This is a genomic window from Balneolaceae bacterium, from assembly GCA_034521495.1.
Lineage (GTDB): Bacteria > Bacteroidota > Rhodothermia > Balneolales > Balneolaceae > Rhodohalobacter.
Genome location: JAXHMK010000021.1, coordinates 47,748 through 69,025 on the forward strand (window position 1 = coordinate 47,748; position 21,278 = coordinate 69,025).

22 protein-coding genes are annotated in these 21,278 nt (G+C 41.8%); 20 read left to right on the forward strand and 2 right to left on the reverse strand.

The genetic code is table 11. The features are described 5' to 3' along the window. Positions 1–387: 387 nt before the first annotated feature. Complete coding sequence (gene tnpA, locus U5K72_18355) at positions 388–843, reverse strand: IS200/IS605 family transposase (GenBank protein MDZ7720787.1); 456 nt, start codon at positions 841–843, stop codon at positions 388–390. Between the two features lie 912 nt (positions 844–1,755). Here tnpA and U5K72_18360 point away from each other — a divergent pair. The 14 genes from U5K72_18360 (at position 1,756) to U5K72_18425 (ending at position 12,399) form a co-directional block, all read left to right on the forward strand. Continuing rightward, a complete protein-coding gene (locus U5K72_18360; GenBank protein ID MDZ7720788.1) occupies positions 1,756–2,205 on the forward strand; it encodes a sigma factor in 450 nt (149 codons plus the stop codon). Next, positions 2,202–2,354: a hypothetical protein gene (locus U5K72_18365; GenBank protein ID MDZ7720789.1), complete on the forward strand. Its 153-nt coding sequence runs from the start codon at positions 2,202–2,204 to the stop codon at positions 2,352–2,354. The genes U5K72_18360 and U5K72_18365 overlap by 4 nt, the downstream gene beginning before the upstream one ends. Positions 2,355–4,806: 2,452 nt before the next feature. After that, on the forward strand, positions 4,807–5,898 hold the full coding sequence (locus U5K72_18370; GenBank protein ID MDZ7720790.1) for a FecR domain-containing protein: 1,092 nt from the start codon (positions 4,807–4,809) through the stop codon (positions 5,896–5,898). Between the two features lie 40 nt (positions 5,899–5,938). Next, the gene (locus tag U5K72_18375; protein MDZ7720791.1) at positions 5,939–6,337 is read left to right on the forward strand and encodes a hypothetical protein; all 399 of its coding nucleotides are present in this window, start codon (positions 5,939–5,941) and stop codon (positions 6,335–6,337) included. 798 nt (positions 6,338–7,135) lie between these two features. Then, positions 7,136–7,378: a hypothetical protein gene (locus U5K72_18380; protein ID MDZ7720792.1), complete on the forward strand. Its 243-nt coding sequence runs from the start codon at positions 7,136–7,138 to the stop codon at positions 7,376–7,378. Positions 7,379–7,800: 422 nt separating this feature from the next. Continuing rightward, a complete protein-coding gene (locus U5K72_18385; protein ID MDZ7720793.1) occupies positions 7,801–8,136 on the forward strand; it encodes a hypothetical protein in 336 nt (111 codons plus the stop codon). Between the two features lie 76 nt (positions 8,137–8,212). Further along, a complete protein-coding gene (locus U5K72_18390; protein MDZ7720794.1) occupies positions 8,213–8,356 on the forward strand; it encodes a hypothetical protein in 144 nt (47 codons plus the stop codon). Positions 8,357–8,469: 113 nt separating this feature from the next. Continuing rightward, entirely contained in the window at positions 8,470–8,838 is a 369-nt protein-coding gene (locus U5K72_18395) for a TonB-dependent receptor (protein MDZ7720795.1), read from the forward strand. A gap of 218 nt (positions 8,839–9,056) precedes the next feature. Further along, positions 9,057–9,407, forward strand: a complete 351-nt coding sequence (locus tag U5K72_18400; protein MDZ7720796.1) for a hypothetical protein — start codon at positions 9,057–9,059, stop codon at positions 9,405–9,407. A gap of 197 nt (positions 9,408–9,604) precedes the next feature. Next, on the forward strand, positions 9,605–9,817 hold the full coding sequence (locus U5K72_18405; GenBank protein ID MDZ7720797.1) for a hypothetical protein: 213 nt from the start codon (positions 9,605–9,607) through the stop codon (positions 9,815–9,817). Next, positions 9,792–10,274 (forward strand): RagB/SusD family nutrient uptake outer membrane protein, encoded by a 483-nt coding sequence (locus tag U5K72_18410; protein MDZ7720798.1) that lies wholly within the window; start codon positions 9,792–9,794, stop codon positions 10,272–10,274. Before U5K72_18405 ends, U5K72_18410 begins: the two co-directional genes overlap by 26 nt. Before the next feature lie 499 nt (positions 10,275–10,773). Continuing rightward, entirely contained in the window at positions 10,774–11,004 is a 231-nt protein-coding gene (locus U5K72_18415; GenBank protein MDZ7720799.1) for a RagB/SusD family nutrient uptake outer membrane protein, read from the forward strand. 624 nt (positions 11,005–11,628) lie between these two features. Next, a complete protein-coding gene (locus tag U5K72_18420) occupies positions 11,629–12,036 on the forward strand; it encodes a metallophosphoesterase (protein MDZ7720800.1) in 408 nt (135 codons plus the stop codon). Between the two features lie 60 nt (positions 12,037–12,096). After that, positions 12,097–12,399 carry a hypothetical protein gene (locus tag U5K72_18425; protein MDZ7720801.1) on the forward strand — a complete coding sequence of 101 codons (303 nt, stop codon included), beginning with the start codon at positions 12,097–12,099 and terminating at the stop codon, positions 12,397–12,399. Between the two features lie 553 nt (positions 12,400–12,952). Here U5K72_18425 and U5K72_18430 read toward each other — a convergent pair. Beyond that, a complete protein-coding gene (locus tag U5K72_18430) occupies positions 12,953–13,063 on the reverse strand; it encodes an addiction module protein (GenBank protein MDZ7720802.1) in 111 nt (36 codons plus the stop codon). Between the two features lie 260 nt (positions 13,064–13,323). On the opposite strand from U5K72_18430, the gene U5K72_18435 reads away from it, so the two are divergent. The 6 genes from U5K72_18435 to U5K72_18460 all read left to right on the forward strand — a co-directional run bounded on the left by U5K72_18435 (position 13,324) and on the right by U5K72_18460 (position 21,259). Then, positions 13,324–13,764, forward strand: a complete 441-nt coding sequence (locus tag U5K72_18435) for a hypothetical protein (GenBank protein MDZ7720803.1) — start codon at positions 13,324–13,326, stop codon at positions 13,762–13,764. A gap of 185 nt (positions 13,765–13,949) precedes the next feature. Continuing rightward, positions 13,950–16,298, forward strand: a complete 2,349-nt coding sequence (locus U5K72_18440; protein MDZ7720804.1) for an alpha-L-rhamnosidase C-terminal domain-containing protein — start codon at positions 13,950–13,952, stop codon at positions 16,296–16,298. A 59-nt stretch (positions 16,299–16,357) separates the two neighbouring features. Then, positions 16,358–16,945 carry a sulfatase-like hydrolase/transferase gene (locus tag U5K72_18445; protein MDZ7720805.1) on the forward strand — a complete coding sequence of 196 codons (588 nt, stop codon included), beginning with the start codon at positions 16,358–16,360 and terminating at the stop codon, positions 16,943–16,945. Beyond that, positions 16,905–17,579, forward strand: a complete 675-nt coding sequence (locus U5K72_18450; GenBank protein ID MDZ7720806.1) for a sulfatase-like hydrolase/transferase — start codon at positions 16,905–16,907, stop codon at positions 17,577–17,579. Before U5K72_18445 ends, U5K72_18450 begins: the two co-directional genes overlap by 41 nt. Then, positions 17,566–17,883 (forward strand): DUF4976 domain-containing protein, encoded by a 318-nt coding sequence (locus U5K72_18455; protein ID MDZ7720807.1) that lies wholly within the window; start codon positions 17,566–17,568, stop codon positions 17,881–17,883. The genes U5K72_18450 and U5K72_18455 overlap by 14 nt, the downstream gene beginning before the upstream one ends. 211 nt (positions 17,884–18,094) lie before the next feature. Then, on the forward strand, positions 18,095–21,259 hold the full coding sequence (locus tag U5K72_18460; protein MDZ7720808.1) for a glycosyl hydrolase: 3,165 nt from the start codon (positions 18,095–18,097) through the stop codon (positions 21,257–21,259). Positions 21,260–21,278: the final 19 nt, after the last annotated feature.

A 21,278-nucleotide genomic window follows, 5' to 3' on the forward strand; every position in this document is an offset into this window, starting at 1 on the left:
AATCCGTCTAAAAGATTCTATTAAAGCGGGGTATCGTCCCTGCCGGGACTTTTGATGGATTTGCGATGACATTTAACCCCGGTTGAAACCGAGGCCTACTACCTGTCGTCCCGCATGGCGGGACTTGGGCGGGAAGATGAATTCATATTTGTTTCTGAAATTTCGGCTATTAAGTTTCTTTCATTCAACATGTCATTCCAAAGAATAGATAGTCAGGTAGATTTATAAGTGCATACTCAAGCAAAATCTCAAATCCGCGTTTGCGGATGAAAGACAGTAGGCCCCAACTTCAGTTGGGGTTAAAAGCGATGCACTTATTGAAAAAAGTCCCGTCAGGGACGACACCCAGTCCCACGGGAAACTAAAATGGATACGGTTCACATTGATTCATCCCCACACATATTTCTCATCCCAGGAAACACCGTATTTCTCCAAAAACATTCTGTATTCCTCTTTAAATGTCATCTTTTCGTGATGTTTTTTCTGATTCTTGATATAGTCTTTCAGCCGATTTACTCCCGAACGGCCAATACTAAATGCCCCATAGCCCGACTGCCAATTGAATTGCCGCCGCTCCGGGTAAAAACAATCATTGATCCATTTGGATGAATTTCCTTTGATTGTCTGGATCGTCTTGGCCACGGATATAGTTGGTGACAGGGAGACCAACACATGCAGATGGTCAGCCATCCCCCCGACAGCAAGTACCGGATATCCCTTTTCGCGTCCGATACCTGTGATGTATTTATACAATCGCTGTTCAAATTCAGGTTGTATGAGCGGATAATGATGTTTAGTGCTGAAGATGTAATGGATATAGAGTTGAGTATAGGTGTTTGCCATGATGAATCGGTTTGAATTTTGTTAGTTGATTGTTACTTGTATGAACCGATTGGATGGCATTCCTTACAAAATTTATACATATAAAATTGTGGGAGCCAGTAGTGATATGGTAAATGATAGATAGATTATAGAGTAGGGTATCGTCCCTGACGGGACTTTTTTACTGGATGCCCCGGCACATACCCCCGGTTGAAACCGAGGGCTACTGCCTGTCGTCCCGCATGGCGGGACTTGCGTTTAAGTGGATACATGTTTGTTTCTTACTCGTTCCGAAGGTTCCTGATCTTCAAAACTTGTTGAGCTGCTACTTAGCCTTCGTCTTATCAATGGTTCAAACGCTACATACATTTTACCACAAGCTTCCAAGGACAATGTTCGTAAGGAAATAACTGACAGTCAGGGAAGTTGATTGATAAGTACTGATTCAAGCAAAATCCCTAAATCCCGCCTTGCGGGATGAAAGCAAGTAGGCCCCAACTTCCGCAAAGCGATCCCTCCGGGGCAGTTGGGGTTTGATGCGATATCAACGTCATCAGAGTCCCGTCAGGGACGGTACTTCCTGCTTGAATCTAAAATCAATACAGCACCCGCAACCTGCATCCATCCAAAAATCCTGCATCCTGTAGCTTTAAACAATTAATTTGAGTACGAATGAGGATTCTCTGTCTCTCTTTTAATGAATAAGTATTGAAGTGTATGTGGTAAGGTCTCAAAGGGTTTATTTCGAATCCTGAGAAATCTACAGATTCGAAGCTTCAAATCCGTAGCTGGAAATCTGTCATAGTAGTAACCCATGTTTGACAGACAGTTTGAGTCCCGGTCATGGAGATTGCCCGGGATTTTTAATCGACTTTTCTCTTTACAATTTTTTACGTATTTAAAAGTGGAGTTACGAACAATTGATAGGATTGTATGAGCTCAATGCTACCATCTGACATTTGGGATCAATTTGTATCTGGTGATCATGACTGCTTTTGCAGGCTGTTCAAAGGATACTATGAGGGACTCTATGGGTACGGATTGAAGTTGTGCAAGGACCCTGAATTAGTAAAAGATGCCATTCAAAATCTTTTTATTACTATTTGGGAAAGACGCGATGAATTAACTCACATCACATCGCCAAATGTGTATCTGTATGTTTCTCTGCGGAGAAATATTTTAAGATCCAAGAAACGAAATGCTCGATTTAAAGATATCTCAGAGCACGCCAATCATGAATTTGATATTTATTTTGGAGTTGAAGAGCTGATCATGAAAAATGAATCAAGAGATGAACAAAAAGAAAATCTTCAAGAAGCCTTACAATCAGCTTGTCCAATAAACAGAAAGAAGTTCTCTACCTGCACTACTACAATGGAATGAGTTACGGCGAAATCGAAGAGATTCTTTCTATCAATCGACAATCCGTACGAAACCACATGTATCGCGCCATGGAAACACTACGGACAGTTTTGGATATTGATGTGATGCGGTTGGTTATCACTATTTTAATTGCCGTTCTGTTTTTGTAAAAGGTTTCTTTTCTCTCATGGCCCACCCTCCGGCCCTGCGATCCGAGCGCTAATGGGCAAGAGGAATTGCACGTTTGAGCAATCTCCCGGAGGGGTGCAAACTCAGTAGCCCCGGATCAGGCACAGGAGCTCGCTCTGATTTGAAGCCGATGGGAAGAAGCCTCATTTACAGATGCCGACGATGGCCGATTCAGTTGACAATGACGAACGTAGTCGAGGGCAGAGGAAATGTAACGTTGAGCGGGTTCTTCTCGGTTTTTCACGAGGAGTCCCTCGGTTCCACCTCGAGAAAACTCTGGCTTCATACCGGTGACAGTTCTCCAAAATACGCCATATAAAAGTATAAACGACCTTATCGAGTTCTGCCTTTCTACTTTTGTACCGGCAAAAGTATCCAAAACCTCCCGGCTGTGATGGCTTACGGGCATGGGGTGCCCGCACGGGTACACTCTGCGAATGCTCACAAGGTGAGCGCGCAGAGCGATTTCACCCGTGCTGTGTTGCAAACCATGCCACTCCTCCACCCATCAAGGCCGTATGTAATGGACCTATCATCGATAATCAGGGATAGTCGGAATAACGAGTTCCGACGGTTCGGGATTCGTCCCCTTTTTTCGCAGTAAAAAAGGGACTATCTAAAAACGGAATTTAGATCATGTCATCTTTAAAATGGTGTTTTCCCGCTTTATTGATTGCAAAATTGAGATGCAACCAATGACAGCTTGTAAAAAGGGTGTTTTTGAGTCGTTTTTGAGGGTCGAATCGAATTAAAAATAAGCTCATTGAAAGAGCGTAATCACATAGCCCCGGGCAGAGTGATTTTCAGGCGAAGCCTGAGAAGAACATCGCCCGGGGGTAATATGAAGCCAAAAAACAGAACCCCGAGGCAATGCATTTAGACAGGTCAGAGAACGCCGCCGAGGGGTTGCGGGGAAAAACCCTTTTGAAACAAAATCCCTGTCACTTTTCAAAATGGTGTTGCCCTGCTCAAATGCGTTATCTGGACTACGCTACCTCGCTACGTCAGCACTTCGGAGATCAAGCAGGCTCATCAATGACCAGAGGACCTTCGGACAGACAAAAATTGCATCCTGCTATCTGACATTTACTGTTGCTCTGTTTCCTGCACACCTGCATCCTGAACTATGATAGAAACAGAGGACTTACCCCATTTTTATGATGCAAATTCATTGCACGTGCTTGTTCTTTCGTCTTGATACAGAAACGAACGAAATAATCGAATGAGGCGTGTGGATACTTAGCGGCGGACAGGAGTTCAACCGTCAGAATGCTATGACGGTCCAATATCGAACCGTCAGATAACCTGATTATTCGCTACTCGCAGAGTATGCAAAGGATTCGTTTCATCGGTTCGGCAATAGTTGTGCGTTTACCGGCCAACTCTTCGAGGCGCTGCGTATTGCCAATTGCTTTCAGTCTCCACTTTGGGACTAGACAAATTTACTGATCGTATTCACTCTGATAGATTATAATGTGTCGAATTTGCGGCGGAACTTGGCTCTGATGAGGGAGTCTCGCTCCCATGCAGTGCCTTGACATGTTTGTGCTCTTTCCAACCCGTCTGAAGATGAGGCCTACTACCTATTGTTATAAAGGAACTTGCTTTGAGGGGTGGCTATGAACCTGACTGAAGGCGTGGGATATGGTTTCAGTCACCATGTCGATGGGCTTTATGATTAGAAGTTTGGTTTCGATTATTCAATATCTATTACTTCAAGGTCTTTCTGGCTAAAGAAGAATAAATCAAAACAGATGGATTCTCCGATGGCACTGCTTCGATTATTCATTCACATCAAGCTAGGTAAGCTTCGATGTGATTATTAAAGAGATCCTTCCGATTTATTGTCCTCCGGTAAAATACCAAGGACCACAGATCAGGTAAAATTCCAAATCCGCTCTTGGCGGATGAAAGACAGTACCCAACTTCAGTTGGGGTTTCGGACGTGCGGATGCCACTGCGTGAAGAGGTAGGGTTTGTGTTAACCAGAATGCTGTAAACCCAAGATTCTGGCCCAAAGAATCGATCAGATTCAGACGAACTGTCCAAGGCGGAATGAATTTATACGAATGATAAACGTCAGTCGAGGGGCATAGGAAGAATTAACGTTGACCGGGTTCTTCTCATTATTCACGATATCCCTCTCTGCGTTCGTTATCACTCACTTGATCGGGATGACAGGACGGGGTTATGATTTCGGCGGGCTTCATGTACTGATAATGAACCCGGTTTTGTCTTGCCCGCCTCAGGAAACGTTCAAATGTCTAAAGTTTTCTTTAAACCACAAACCTTAAACCATTTCGAATATTTCCTGAATTCAAAACCTAACTTCTGCTTCGTTACCTTCTCAGGAAATATTGAAATTAATTTGAGTACGCCAGCACTTCCCGCCACTCTCTTTAAGCAAATATAACATCAACAAGATATAATTCAGTGAAAGAAAAAGATTTCACAATCCAGGAATTAAAAGAAGATCCATCGTTTCGGCGAATGGTGAGGGGGATTGCATCTGCTGAAGAGGTTGAGAGCTGGAACCGGTGGATTGAATCAAGTGATGAAAATCGGCTAAAAGCGAAGAAAGCACTTTCTAAGATGGTCCGCTTTGAATTCAGGTCACCCGACATGCCAAATATTGAATGTGAGTGGAAACAGCTGCAAGAGGCGACGACCGGGAGTGGGAAAGTAAGAAAACCTCTGCCTCCAATCCGACGAGATAAAGACAGGTCGTTGAGATGGATATTTCGTGCTGTAGCAATCATTTTACTGGTGAGTTTTGTCGGCATAGGAACCTACCAGTTTAGCGAAGAAGATTCTTCTGTTCTCCAATTAGAACTGCTTACCGAAGAGAGAACAATTGAGACCGAACAAGGTGAACAAAAGACCTTACAATTTTCAAACGGCTCGAAAGTAATCCTGAACAGCCACTCCTCACTTACCTATCGGTTAGGCGGTTCAAAAAATTCGACCATCGAAATAACACTGGACGGAGAAGCGTGGTTTGATGCAGATCCAAACAGAGAGAGTGATCAGCCTGCATTTGCGGTTGCAACGCCTGACGGGATCATCAGGGATATCGGTACAAAATTTTTGGTGACGGTTGAGAATGGGCACTCTCGAGTGGTATTACAAGAGGGCCTGGTAGAAGTGGAGCCGGTCAATAATAATCAGGGAAATCTGTCTGGACAAAACGAAGGAAGGTTCCGGGTGCGTAAAGGAGAAATGGTGGAATTCAGGCGTTCAGACATTATTACGAGAAAAGAAATTAATCCAACTTTTTATTCCTCCTGGGCCACCGGGGTATTAGAGCTTGATCAAAGTGGAGTTCAGGAATTTGCAGAGTATGTAGAACAACGGTTTGATGTGGATGTGCAGATCAGGGATTTAAGTTTAAAGGATATTCAGTTAAATGGTACGGTGTACTTCAGATCTCTGGATGAATTGATGCGATCTGTATCTGAAGTGATTGGAATACCGGTTTACCGATCAGCGGACAGAGACATGGTTTATATCGGAAATTTGAAATGATTTTAACAAACGGGCAAAACGACAAACAATGGATGCTATCATGACTACAACAACTACAAATAAAACTCTGAGTATTGTCTTGCTGTTTCTTGCAGTTTTTCTGTTTGGATATGCTGGACAGGCTCAGACATTAGGTTCAGTTTACACACAGAATAGCAGTGGACAACTCTATATCGAAGAAGGAGCAACTTTGAAGAGCGCTTTGGAAAAAGTGGAGGAGCGTTACAATGTGGGATTATTATATCGCTCTAATATTGTGGAAGGTTTAACCGTAAGACAAGCTGAGAATCTTTCAATGAATGTTGAGGAAGCGCTATCATTCCTGCTGAATAAAACGGATTTGAGATTTAAAGCACTGAATCCGAAAACGTATGGGATTTATAAAATTGCTGTTATGATGCCAGAAGCAGTGGAAATGGAGATGCAGCAAAACGTTTAAGCGGAACTGTTACGGATGCGGAAACGGGTGAACCACTTCCCGGTGTGAATGTGATAGTAGCTGATTCTGAGGCAGGCTACTGGAACAATGATCGGTACAACTACAAATCTTGACGGGCAATATGAAATTCAGATACCGGATAATCAAAATACATTGACTATTTAGTTTTGTTGGTTATCAAAGTGAAGAGGTACAAATTGATGGTAGATCGACTGTTGATGTAGCTTTAGAAATCCAGACAGTTGCAGGTGAGGAAGCTGGTTCTAGTGGGGTATTCTCACAGTACAAGGAGAAAATATTTCTGGTTCTGTTTCCATTGTAGATGTAGAGCAAGTTAAATCTGGATCATCTGGACAAATCACTAAGGAACTACAGGGAAGAGTATCCGGAGTTGATGTCATTGCGACGGTCAGCCGGGTTCGGCTGAAGTTGGTATAAGGAGGAATCAATACGTTTGGCGATAATGCACCCCTTTATATTGTGGATGGAGTGCCTGCGAGAAACATTACTGATTTAACCCTGAAAACATTGAATCCATACAAGTATTGAAAGACGCCTCAGCTTCAGCAATTTATGGCTCTACGTGGTGCAAATGGTGTTATTATTCTTACTACATCCAAAGGAAGAGAGATATCCAGGTAAATTATAGCAACAGATTTAGTATTGATGTACCGAAATCGGGTAATGTTTGGAATGCACTTAATCCACAAGAATATGCCGAGTTAAAATGGATGGCAACGGAAGCTAGGATTTGATCCAAGACCAGATCAATATTATGGAAATGGTGATACACCAACTTTGCCAGATTTCATAGTTCCTATTGGTGCAGCACAGGGTGAGGTTAATCTGGATAATTATTTTGTAGTTCCAGAATACACTGGCGGCGGAAGTCAGTTACAAACTTTTAATCGAATAGTTCGTGCTAACCATCAAGGAACAAATTGGTACGATGAAATATTTGATCCTGCATTAACAATGAATCATAATCTATCTATAAGTGGTGGTGGAGAGCAAGGTAATTTTCTTTTTAGCCATCAATAACTTAGATCAGCAGGGAACCCTCATGGAAACATATAATAAAGAACTTCTTTTAGGGTAAATACACAATTTAACATCTCTGATAACGTGAGAATCGGACAGAACGCGACTTATGTGACTTCTGAAAATCCACAGTCATCTACTCTTTCCAAAGAGGTACAGCTATAGGGCAATCGGTTCGTGCTCACACTATTATTCCAGTACATGATGTAATGGGGAATTTTGCTGGTAATTTTGGATTTCGAAGAGAAATCATCGTAATCCTGTTGCTATGCAATTTCGTAACCGAAACGATTCTTATAACAGAAATAAATTGTTCGGAAGTATATTCGCAGAAGTAAACTTTACTGACAATCTATTTTTAAAACAAGTTTTGGGGGAGATATTAGAAGTCAAAAGAATTCTCTCATTGCCTATCCATCTTTATGAAAGATCAAGAAAATAATGTTAATAGCGCATATAATATAAGTTTCACTGATGAGAATTCTTGGACATGGACAAACACAATTGAGTATCAGTTAAGTTTTAGTGATGTGCATGATCTAGACCTTTTAGTAGGAACGGAAGCTTATAAAGAGAGCCAGTGGTTACAGGGTGCCTCCGTTCAAGATTTTTTCACTCTTGATCCAGATTTTATCAGCCTCTCCACGGGTACTGGCAGAAGATCAACATCAAGTACAGAGTTGGAGAATACTCTATTATCTGGCTTTAGTAAGCGGAATACAGGTATGATGACAAGTATATACTTAATTTTTCTCTGAGAGCTGATGGATCATCCAAGTTTAGGATGAGAGTGGGGAGTGTTTAGAAGTGCTAGTTTCGCTTGGCGCATGTCAAATGGAGGATTTTATTAAAAATGTTTCATGGATATCAGACTTAAAGCTTCGGGCAAGTTATGGTGTAGTGGGGAACCAACTTAATGTAGATCCCGAAAATGCATTTACACTTTTTGCCGCAAGTAACCGTGCACTTACCCTATAGATGGTAGTAATTCCAGTACAACGCAAGGATTTGTACCTGGTCGAATTGGTAACCCTGGGCTAAATGGGAAAAAAATGTGAATGCAAATATTGGTTTCGATGCTTTGTTAGGAGATGAAATACAAGTTGATAGCTGAGTATTATGAGAAGGATATAACTGATTTATTATTTAACCCAGATCTTCCTGGAACAGCAGGCGGTGCTACCCCGCCATTTACAAATGTTGCAAACATTCAGAATCAGGGAGTAGATGCTAATGTTACATACTATGGTAATGTTAATAGTGAATTCGATTACACGTTTACAGTAAACTTTACATCATATAAGAACGAAATTGTAAAAATCACAGATGATATTGAGTGGTTCGGGGTGGATTCACGACGTTGGTCTGAAGATATTGTCCGTAATGAGGTAGGTCAATCAGTATCATCTTTCTATGGATATAAAATCTTGCAGATTCTGAATCAGTCAAGAAGAAATTGATCAAGCAAATGCAGCCTCACCTGATGGGACTTACCAGACTGCAAGCGGAGTAGGTCGGTATAGATATTCCGATGTTAATGGAGATAACCAGATAACAGATGAAGATAGAACATTTTTAGGCGACCCTAATCCGGTTTTTTCATCAGCTTCAATTTGGGTGTTAATTATAAAAATTTCGATTTTAATATGTTTTTTTACGGCTCACAAGGAAATGACATTTGGAATCAGTAAAGTGGCACACAGATTTTTATGGGACACATGATAATGCGAAAAGTAAGGCAGCTTTGTATGACTCCTGGACACCCAACAACCTCAATGCTTCATTACCTATTCAAGAGGTTTCGGATAACTTCAGCAGAACTGGAGTACCGAATTCTTACGTTGAAGACGGTTCTTATTTAAGATTAAAACAAATAACCATTGGGTATACTCTACCGACAAATGCATTGCAAAAAATCAGAATATCTAACATGCGGGTTTATGCTCAAGGATTAAATTTATTTACACTGACTGGTTACAGCGGACTTGATCCAGAAATTGGCGGTAGAGCCCCAAGTTATGGTATGTGATGAAGGGCAATACGTAGCACCAAAACAGTTTTCGTTGGGAATTGAACTCACGATTCTAAAAAATAAAAGTATTAAAAAAGGGATATAATTATGAAAACAAAAAATAAAACTATGATGAAGAATATTTTGAAATATTCGGGTTTAATGATATTACCCATACTTTTATTATCTACGTGCGACGTAAGGCAGATGATTTTTTGACTTCAGCCAAAGGTAGTTTAAGTGAAGAAGTTCTTAAAGATGAATCAGGTGTTAATACGGTGCTTACTGGTGCTTACGGTGGATTAAACTATTTCGGTTTTTCTCATGGTCAAGCATCTCCAAGATATTGGTTATATGGAAGTATTGTAGAGGCGATAGTAATGGAGGAAGTACGGGGCTGGAGTGGCAATACAAACACCTATTGGTAATGGAAATTCTCACCCTGGAATGAATGCATTTGATATGCAATGGAGGGCTGATTACGACGGTATTAATCGTGCCAACGAGGTCTTAAAAATACTGGATCAAGTAGATGATATGACTGACGAGGAGAAAAATCGAGTTGCAGCAGAAGCCCGTTTTTTAAGGGGTCATTTCTATTTTAACTTGAAAAGGATGTTTAATATGGTTCCATGGATAGATGAGACTACAACTAATGTAAAACAACCTAATGATAAAGATATTTGGCCTTTCATTGAGGATGATTTTCAATTTGCAATGAACAATTTACCTGAGATCCAACCGAACATAGCTAAAGTAAATAAATGGGCAGCTGCATCTTATTTGGCTAAATCTTATGCCTATCGAGAAAAATGGCAAGAAGCAAAAAATCTTTTTGACAATATTATTACTCAGGGTGTTACTTTCAACAGGAATTTCATATGAACTAATGGATAAGTTTTCTGACAATTGGAGACCAGCTAAGGAAGCTGAAAATAGTGAAGCTGTATTTTCTATCCAACAGGTAGCAAATGATGCATCAGGAGGTGGATCGCTAGTTGCAAATGGCAGTTCAATGGGGCACTTCCCATCGCCAGGACCATTTTCATGTTGCAGTTATAATAACCCTACTTCAAGATTTAGTAAACTCCTATAGAACCGATGATAATGGCTTACCCTTTGTTGAATCATATAATAATGATCACGTTATAAATGATTTAACAGTAGGTGCGAATGAGCAATTTAATCCGTATTCCGGCACTTTCAGACCCCAAGGTTAGATTGGACTGTAGGTCGACGAGGTGTACAGTATCACGATTGGGGTCCTCATATGGGAGCAGCTTGGGTCCGTGATAATAGCTCGATGGGAGTTTATCGTACTAAAAAACAAATATTTTTTAAATCTGAAGAAGATGAGTACGGGGATTATAGCTAGTGGGGGCCATTGTCAGCAATTAATATTCCTGTTATTCGATTTTCTGATGTGCTTCTAATGGCTGCGGAAGCTGAAGTGGAAGTAGGTAATAGTGAAAAAGCACGTGATTATGTAAATAGAGTTCGTCGACGAGCTGCAAATTCTGAGGGTTGGGTTGATAATGACCTTAACAGAGCGTATGCATTTGATATTGTAGAAACCGAATCAGATTTGACAAACCTCAGTAAATGCTTCAGCTGATAACTGGGTCGTTGTCGAGGAGGATAATACTATCATGTTTTTCTGGGCGGTGATGCAAGCAATTTAGATAACTGGAATCGGTACAGATGAACCCAACTATAATATAGAGGAGTATTCTTCTTCAGGAATGGAATTCAATAGGTCCTATTGAAGCTATTCGCTTCGAAAGAAAACTTGAATTAGCAAATGAAGGTCATCGGTTTTTTGATTTAGTAAGATGGGGTATAGCAGAGGAAGTTCTGAATGATTTTTTTGAATATGCAGAATTTGCTATAAGTACTACACCACCAATAACAGGAAATATTAGAGTTGGCGGCCAATTTACTTCAGGAAAAATGAATATTATCCAATTCCCAAAGACAGATTGATTTAAGTACAGTAGATGGGGAACCTGTGTTGAAACAAAATCCTGGTTACTAATTTATCTTTCACAATAAAAGCACAATGTTAATTGATAAGTATCATGAGTTTCAATAATTGGATCATTACTCGACGGGATTTTCTGAAAGCAACTGCAGGGTTTTCAGCCAATCTTTTTTTATCCGGATTCTCAGAAATGGGAAAACGAGAACCTCTAGTTCGAATTGGGATTGTAACCGATCCGCATTATGCCCAAATTGACAGTTGGGGCAACCGGTATTACATCAATCACTGGATAAAATGAAAGAATGTGTTGAGTTCATGAACCGGGAAGAGGTTGATTTTCTTGTGGAACTGGGAGATTTTGTGAATGGGGCTGAAGAAGAAACCCTTGGGCACCTGCATGAAATTGAAAATCTCTATTCCACCTTCAGAGGTCCACGCTACCACGTACTCGGCAATCACGATTTGGACAGCTTGTCAAAAATGCAGTTTCAATCGGTAATAAGCAATACTGGTCTCGAAGAGAGTGCCACGTGGTACTCGTTTGACAGAGAGGTCTCCATGTGGTGGTGCTGGATGCAAATTTTACGTCCGATGGTGACGACTATGATTCCGGAAACTTCCACTGGGCCGATGCGAATATACCAAAGGAACAGTTGGATTGGCTAGATTCATGACCTAAGCCACAACTGGATTTACCGGTTCTCGTTTTCGTACACCAGCTTTTGGATGAGGATGAAGGCAGCCATTACATTAACAATGCGGCGGAGGTTCGACGGCACTTTGGAAAAGTTTCCAAATGTACTTGCTGTATTTCACGGTCATCGGCATGAAGGCCAGTACAGTCGCATTAACGGAATTCATTATTATACCTTCATTGCAATGGTTGAAGGATCGGGAGCTTCGCCAACAGTTCCTATTCCATTGCAGAGCGTATACGATAATGGGGATATCATCATAACGGGCTATCAAGGAGCGGAGAGCCAGCAAGCTTGCGATAGTCCAGGGTTGAAGTGTCCAGAATATATGTAGTTGACAATTTAGTTGGTACTTTAACAAACATCCTGAAAAACTGCTAGTTTAAAACGCCATACAAACAATGGCCAATTTGCAGTCGGGCAAATGCAGAAAGAGTGCTAATTTTAAACAAACAACTTACTAAATAGAGTTCAGTTTACTCTCTCAGTTAAAGAAATAGTCTCCAGTAGCTCACTATCTTGTTCTTCATAGAAAAGGCGACCTATATATAGATCCTCCAATGCTGAATTAAGAATTTTAAACCAAAAAGTTGTCAGACCTTTTTGGCCTCCGGGCCGACATTGAAACACAACGATGTATAAAGTTGATGTAAAGTAAGAAACCCGGATGGTTTCAATGCCGGGGTTAACCCCGACAACACATTGGTTCAAAATGAGTTGTCGGCCCTTAGGGTAAAATTGTCATTGGACCAATTATAATTTTAGGTTTAATTCTCATTCAAAACGTTTTCTAAGCTCCTCTTTTGCATCTGGCCAGCTCTATCAACGCGTACCCTTCCTGAACGTACACGTTCTTCTGTTTCATCGGAGCACTCCTTCAATGCCACTCAGGGCGATTTGATCTGTTTCTCATCTTTTACCAGGTTTTCCCAGAGTCTGTGCATGAGCTGTAATTTTTCTTCTTTGGAGAGTTTTTCTATGTCGATAGATGTTTGCATAACTGTAAATTTACTACAGAGTTATTATTTAACCTTATACTTACTAAATAACCGACTTATATTTAAAAAGTTTTGAAAAATGCAGTAATGTTCGGCGAAGTCTCAATACAATAGATGTCTTGTATTGCAAATGATCTATCCAAACAACGCTCGCATCAGGTGGATTTTAAAATCTATTGAGAGGGTGATATAGGTGACAAAAAAACCGCTTTCATCACTTCAAAAAATCATTTATAGTTAGTGTCGTAATAATAACCTCTTTGTTTACAAAAGCAGAATTTGCCAAACTGGTTATTGAAGGGCTCAATATTCCGCTTAGCATTACTGGTGAACACTTTAACGATGTTCCTCGAAATCATCCTCATTTTAAGTACATAGAAACATTATATGATTATTCGACGCAATCAAACGATGCTTTCTTCAATTATAAAATATTGAACACTTTGAATTATTGGTTCGGCAGTACCTCTTATCATGGTCCACCTGCCTATGCATATCCTGATCATGCAACTACAATTGAAATGGCAAGTGAAATTGTGTCGGGTATTGTCAATGTGATCTCATTTCTGTACTCTGATCATCCTGCAGCTAATTTAGCAAGTAATAGTGGCCTTGAAGATATCATTAAAAGAGGGTCTTGTCAGCAGATGAATCAATTGCTTGACAGCATTCATCGTACCGCCTCGTTGCGCTCAGACTGACGACCTAAAGATCGCGCGACGAAGTCTACCATATGTGCGGTGTTCAAAGAACGCTAAAACTTTCGCCAGATGGAAAAGATGGCATTCTGAGTCGTGGGGAAGCTGTCCGAATGATTACCAATTGCGCAAAAAAGTGAATTCTAAAATCGTTTATTTTGGTCCACAATTTCATCAACCTTATTAATATGAGAATGTTTTTTCAGCTTCCTTTAAAAAAGAATGGTTTTGAAATCTCCAGTCTTTCTATACTTTTTCTGAGTTTTTGCACACTTTTTATCTCTTGCACAAATTCAGAAAAAATAAATCTACAGGCTCCAAAAGGTTTAATAATCGAGTTATTGCGGGTTCCGGAAGAAGCTGTTATTACAGATCCTCAACCTGAATTTGGATGGATTGTGAATGACTCCCGCCGCGGAGCCATGCAGTCTGCCTGGCAAATATTGGTCAGTTCTGATAAAGAACGTATTCAGAATGATCAGGGAGATATGTGGAATTCAGGAAAAACCGACTCAGATCAGTCAACGGATATTTCCTATGCCGGTAAACCACTGGAGCCTAATACTGTCTATTGGTGGAAGGTACGTACATGGGATCAACATGGGGAGGTGAGCGCCTACAGCACCCCGCAAAAATTTAATACCGGTGATTTTAATAATGAAGAGAGAAGCTGGCCTGGTGAAAGCCACTGGGTGCAGCTGGATGTAAATGGTGAAACAAAACATGTCTTTGAAAACAGACACCCGATACGGTACCATGAGGTAAAACCGGTTTCAGTAGTCAGGAATTCTGCCGGCAATCACTTTATCCGATTTGAAAAGGCAGCTTTCGGAGCGCTTAAACTAACACTTGATGCTCCTGAAAATGCTGACACGCTTATTGTCCATTTAGGCGAAGATGATACTTCGGAAAATATGGTTAATAAGAATCCGGGCGGTTCAATTACCTATAATCAGGTGAAAGTTGCTCTTAAACCTGGTAAATCCGAATATATTGTTGAGATTCCCAGGTTTGTTTCAAACTATCCCAACAGCCAGGTACTCGCTGATCACATGCCAGAAGTAACCGCCTTTCGTTATGCAGAGATAGAAGGCTGGGAAGGTGATTTGCAGCCTGACCAGATACGCCAGCTTGCTTTGCTTTACCATTTTGATGATGAGGCATCTTATTTTCAATCATCAGACGATAATCTGAATCAGATTTGGGAACTTAGCAAGCATACGCTTAAAGTAACGCCTTTTATGGGTGTATATATTGATGGCGGTGCCAGGGAACGGATGCCCTATGAAGCTGATGCTTATGTTCAGCAGATCAGTCATTATAGCGTAGACCGTGAATTTGCCATACAGCGTTATACTACAAACTTTTTGATCTTTAATCCAAGCTGGCCTACGGAATGGCATCTGCATATTGTTCTCATGGCCTGGGCTGATTATATGGCAACCGGTAACTCTGAATTTCTTGAGAAATATTATGATGAGCTTAAAAAGAAAACACTGCTCGCCCTTGCCAGGGAAGACGGGCTTATAAGCACCCGCACAGGCCTTGTTACGAACGAATTTCTGGAGAGTATTCACTACCAGGGCGATAGTATCAGGGACATTGTGGATTGGCCGCAGGGAACGCCCGCTAACGAGACTGAACTCCGAAGTGGTCATGGCAGTGTCTCGTTAGCCGGAGAAACAGATCGTTATATTTTTTCTGATATCAATACCGTGGTAAATGCTTTTCACTATCGCAACCTGGTATTAATGGCAAAAATTGCCGGAGTACTTGATAAAACTGAAGATGAACAATTTTTCAATGAAAGGTCTGAACTTGTTAAGAAATCCATGAACGAAAAACTGCTGGATGAAGAAACCGGTTTGTACAGAGATGGCGAGGGAGTAGATCATCATGCGTTTCATGCCAGTATGTTTCCCGTGGCTTTTGGTATTGCTCCGGAGGAGAATTATCCTCAAATACGTGATTTTTTAATCTCTAAAGGCATGGCAAGCAGTCCATACGGAGCTCCCTATTTGTTTGACGCTCTCTACGAACTGGGGGCTGAAGATTATGCGTTCGAACTTCTGACCTCAGAGACGGACCGAAGCTGGATGAATATGATCCGGTTTGGTACCACGATCACTTCTGAAGCCTGGGACCTCAAATACAAACAGAACATGACCTGGAATCATGCCTGGGGTGCCTCTCCGGCATACATAATCACACGCGGGATATTTGGGATTCAAGCCCTTGAACCTGCTTACAAGACCGTACTCATAAAACCTCAACCGGGAGAATTGCAGAGTGCCGAAATAAAAAGTCCCACAATCAGAGGCCCTATTCATGCCAAATTCAACAGTGAACCGGAGGGAGTATTTAGTATGGAACTTGTCATTCCTGCCAATACCAATGCCAGGGTAATGCTGCCCAAGCCCGATAAAGAAGATTTTACTTTACAATTAAATGGAGATGAAGTCTCTTATACTATTGAAGAAGAGTCAGTTTTAATTGATGATTTGGAAGCGGGTAAGTACCGGCTGGAACTTCAATAATGTTTTTCAAAAGTTGGAATGATACGTTTTTAATCTAATACCCTTCGAAAAAAAATCTGATGATGAAATATATACATGTGCTAATTATTCTATTGGTTTTTAATAGTTTAAGCCTGGGCCAGGCTCAATTTTTGGAAATAAGGGACGAAGCTGTCAGTATAAATGATCCTCTATCGGCAGATATCCAAATGAACAGTTTGGATACTATTAGTGATGAAGATGTTATCTCAAATGGAGTTCAGCAAAGCACTGATAACCAGAATACGCGACCGAACATACTTGTAGTATATGTTGATGACCTTGATCAGCGAACATTCGGTTTTATGGATAACCCGATCATTCAAACACCCAATATAGATCGTCTTGCCGGGGAAGGTGTTGTATTTAAGAATGCTTTTGTGACAACGGCTACTTGTATTACCAGCCGTGGAAATTTTATGACAGGCCGTTATGCAGCAAATACCGGTATTTATTTTGACGGATTTGACGGGTTAAGCCCCGAGCAGGTAGAGATGATCTATCCCAGGATTCTTCATGAAGCGGGATATCACACAGGATATGTTGGTAAGTGGCACCTCAAATCGATTCCAGAAGGAGTGTTTGACGATGATCAAAAGATACTTGGGACAAGGACGTTTTTGGGATGAAGAGGAATGGCCTGGGGAAGGAGAACATCTCACCGACCGTCTGGGTAATCAGGCAGTTGACATGATTCGAAGAGCTCCTGATGACAAACCGTTTGCAATTACAGTGGGCTTTAAGGCACCTCACGTTCAGGACGGTTTTCATCCTGTTGAGCCTTATCCTGCTTCTCCTTCAACAGCCGTACTCTATGAGCTCGATGAAATACCTGCACCATATCTTTCGGATCCCGAATTTTTTAACAGTCAACCCGAACTTATCCGGGAGTCGCTTGGACGGGTACGCTGGGACTATCGGCTCGGCCCACCGGAATCACTTAATTTTCAGAGATCAGTTCGCCGGTATTACCGGATGGTAACCGGAGTGGATCAACAGCTTGGCAAGATGATGGATGCCCTGCGAGAAGCGAACCGTTTAGACAACACAATTATTGTTTTTACATCAGATCATGGTATGTATTTGGGAGAACGCGGTCTGGCGGGTAAATGGCTTGGCCACGATACATCCATTCGGATTCCGTTAATTGTTTATGATCCAAGACTCCCTGATTCTGAAAAAGGCACGCAACGAGAGCCTATGGTTTTAACGATTGATTTTCATCCAACAATTCTCGAATGGGCCGGGTTTGTCTGCGGATGATGGTGTTCAGGGCAGATCATATGCACCAATTCTGAATGGAACGACCCCGAGCGATTGGCGAACTGAATTCTTCTACGAGCATCACAGCTTTGCTGATCGTATTCCGCGTAATGAAGGTATTCGTACAGAACGTTATAAATACCTGAATTTCCTGGACAGCGATCCGCTCTATGAAGAACTTTACGATCTGGAAACCGACCCACATGAAGAAATCAATCTGGCTGGTGATCCGAAGTATGCCGAATTGCTGCAGGAAATGCGTGCAAAGTGGGAGCAGTGGAGAGAAGATGTTCGTAGTGATTAATGAATTGTTATGCGATTACCGGTTGACCAAAAAGTGACCTTGAAGTGTCTGAAGCATAGCGGAAGTCCTTCAAGCGTCAGGACTTTCGTGAACAATTCACTACAAAAGACGCTTCAAGGACCTGCGGACGCTTGAAGGTCTTTTTAACCGGTAAACCCGTTAACTTAATAATGCTTGAAATCAGATATTTAACCAGGTAAACGGATTTTACATGAAACACACCTATTTCAAATTCATTGTTCTTATATCTCTTCTATACTTCTCTATAAGTTGTTCAGACACAAGCAGGCTGGAAAGTGATCTGAGCCGCACACTGAATAGTGATGTTACACGGTTTGCACCATCAGCAAATCTTGAAGAAGATTTTCAGAACCCTCCTGATTATGCAAGAACACGGGCCTATTGGTGGTGGCTGGAAGGCAATATTTCCAGGGAAGGTATTCTTCGTGATCTTACTGAAATGAATAAAGTTGGCATAAAGGGGGCGATGATTTTTGATGCGGGTTCTTCAAGCTATGAGAGCTGGAATGTAACCCGAAGTGAACCCGGGCCTGTTTTTATGAGTGAGGAGTGGCGCGAGTTATTTGTTTATGCCTGTGAGGTAGCTGACAGCCTGGATATGGAAATTAGTTTAAATATGGGCAGCGGCTGGAATTCCGGCGGCCCCTGGGTTACTCCTGAATTTGCATCTAAAAAAATTGTTTGGAGTGAAACGCGGGTTTCCGGCCCCGAAACGATTCAGAAACAGTTGCCTTTGCCTGAGGGACTGCTGCATACCTACTATTATTTTTACAGGGGTGAATATTACTGGGAGCCTGTCACCGTTCTGGCGCTCAAATTAACCTCTGATGCAGATGATGTAGAGCCACTTGAGAATTTTGACCTGAAAGCCGTTCATTCAATACGATTTCCGTACACAGAAAATGGTTTAGGGTATGATTGGGATGTCGTGCTCAATGATGGAAAATCAAATGAGAATGATCATCATACCACCTATAGCGATATTGTAGATATCAGCGACAAAGTGGATGCCGAGGGGAATATAGATTGGGAAGTTCCGGAAGGAGAGTGGTCGATTATTCGTTTTGTATCCACAGGTACCGGCACTCGTGTTTCAACGCATAGTCCGGGCGGAGGAGGTCTTGCAATTGACTATATGAGCAGTGAGGCGATGGAGTTACACTACGACAATATTGCAGCTCCGTTAATAAAGGAGCTTGATGAAAGGGGAATCAACAGCCTGAAATATTTGCACGATGATAGCTGGGAACTGGGCGCCGCTAACTGGACGGGTACTTTTCCCGAAGAATTTGAAAAGATGCACGGGTACTCAATCTATAAATATTTACCTGTTTTAACGGGAAAGATTATTGACAGCCGTGAGGTTTCGAACCGGTTTTTATATGACTTCCGTCGTACGATTGCCGATCTGATATGGAAAAATCATTATTCCAAGTTTGCAGATTTGAGCCGTGCGGATGGTTTGGCTATTCATTCCGAGGCAGGAGGGCCTCATCCTGCACCCATCGACGGCCTGAAGAACTTAGGACAAAACATTATTCCGATGGGGGAATTCTGGATACGGGCTGAAACCCATCGTGTGGAACCTCACCGGCGCATGTATGTGAAACAGGCGGCCTCAGCTGCACACATTTACGGAAAGCGGTTTGTATCTGCTGAAGGCCCTACAAGTATCGGGCCGCATTGGGAAGAGGACTTTTTTTACATGAAGCCCACGCTGGACCGCGTTTTTGCCGAAGGCCTGAACCGATTTGTCATTCATACGTTGACGCACTCGCCTGAAAATGAAGGAAAGCCCGGCAATGAATATTTTGCAGGTACTCATTTTAACCCAAATGTTACCTGGTGGGATCAAAGCAAATCTTTTCTGGACTGGACAAGCCGGATCTCCTTTATGCTTTCTCAGGGGCTTTTCACGGCCGATGTTGTTTTTTATTATGGTGATAACGTACCGAATCAGGTTCCGCTGAAACATATCCGGCCCGGCCTGGGTGAAGGGTATGATTATGACGTGACCAATACGGAAGTGATTATGAAACGAATGTCCGTTCAGGATGGGAAAATCATGTTACCGGATGGTATGAGTTATCACGTTCTTGTACTACCTGAGCGTGAAGCTATTCCCGTAGAGGTTTTGGAAAAGATCAGAGAATTGGTACATGATGGCGCTACAGTCATCGGCCCCAGGCCGGAAACTTCGGTAGGATTGAAAGACGTAGAATATACCAACCAAAGAGTGCAGGAAATTGCATCCGAGTTATGGGGAGCAATAGATGGTGAAACGATCACGGAAAATAACTACGGCAAAGGTAAAATTGTATGGGGTAAGAGTGTTCGCGACGTTCTTCTGGAAAAAGAGATTACTCCTGATTTTGAGTACAGAAGTAATCGTGAATATGCCAGGGAGAGTGGGAATCCGCCGCACCATATAAACATCGACTATATTCACCGCAGCACGGAGTCAGCCGAGATCTATTACATTGTAAACCGTAACGGCCAGCCTGATTTTCTCAATGCAACGTTTCGGGTCGCCGGAAAAACACCCGAATTGTGGTATCCTGAAACCGGCAAGATCGTCGATCAAAAAATATTTACTTCAAATGGCCAACATACCTCAATGCCGCTGTTTCTGAATCCTTACGGCTCGGTGATGGTCGTATTTCGAAAACCTGTGGATGAACGGCATATCACTTCTGTAGAAATGGATGGGCAAGAAATTTTTCCTGAATTGCCGGAAGATAGTTTTGATGAATCGCCGTTTATGATGAATGATGACGGCAATCTTTTATTTACAAAAAAGGCAACTTTTGAGACCACTTGGTCTGACGGGGAGAAGCGTGAATACAATATTACAAATTCAGTAAGTGAACAGAACATTGATGGAGAGTGGCAGGTGGAGTTCGACCCAGAATGGGGAGGCCCGGAGAAGATTCTGTTTGAAGATTTGATACTATGGAATGAGCATGATGACCCCGGAATTAAATATTATTCCGGATCTGCGGTTTATAAGAAAGATATCAACCTTACAAAAGATCAACTGGAGAATAATAGTGTATATCTTGATTTAGGTGAGATGTATAATATGGCTGAGGTGACGATAAATGGGGAATTCACAGGCGTATGGTGGATGAAGCCTTTCAAAAATGAAGTAACCCGTTTTTTGAAAGAAGGGAAAAATTCATTGGAGATTAAGGTAGTCAATCTATGGCCAAACAGGATTATTGGTGATCAGTTACTTCCTGAAGAAAAGCGTTTTACCAAGACGAACGTCATTAAGTTTACAGAAGATGATCCGCTGCTCCCTTCAGGATTGGCCGGGCCGGTCACTCTTTCTTTTTATCCTGAACTGAATTAGAAATCAGCGTGGGACTTAT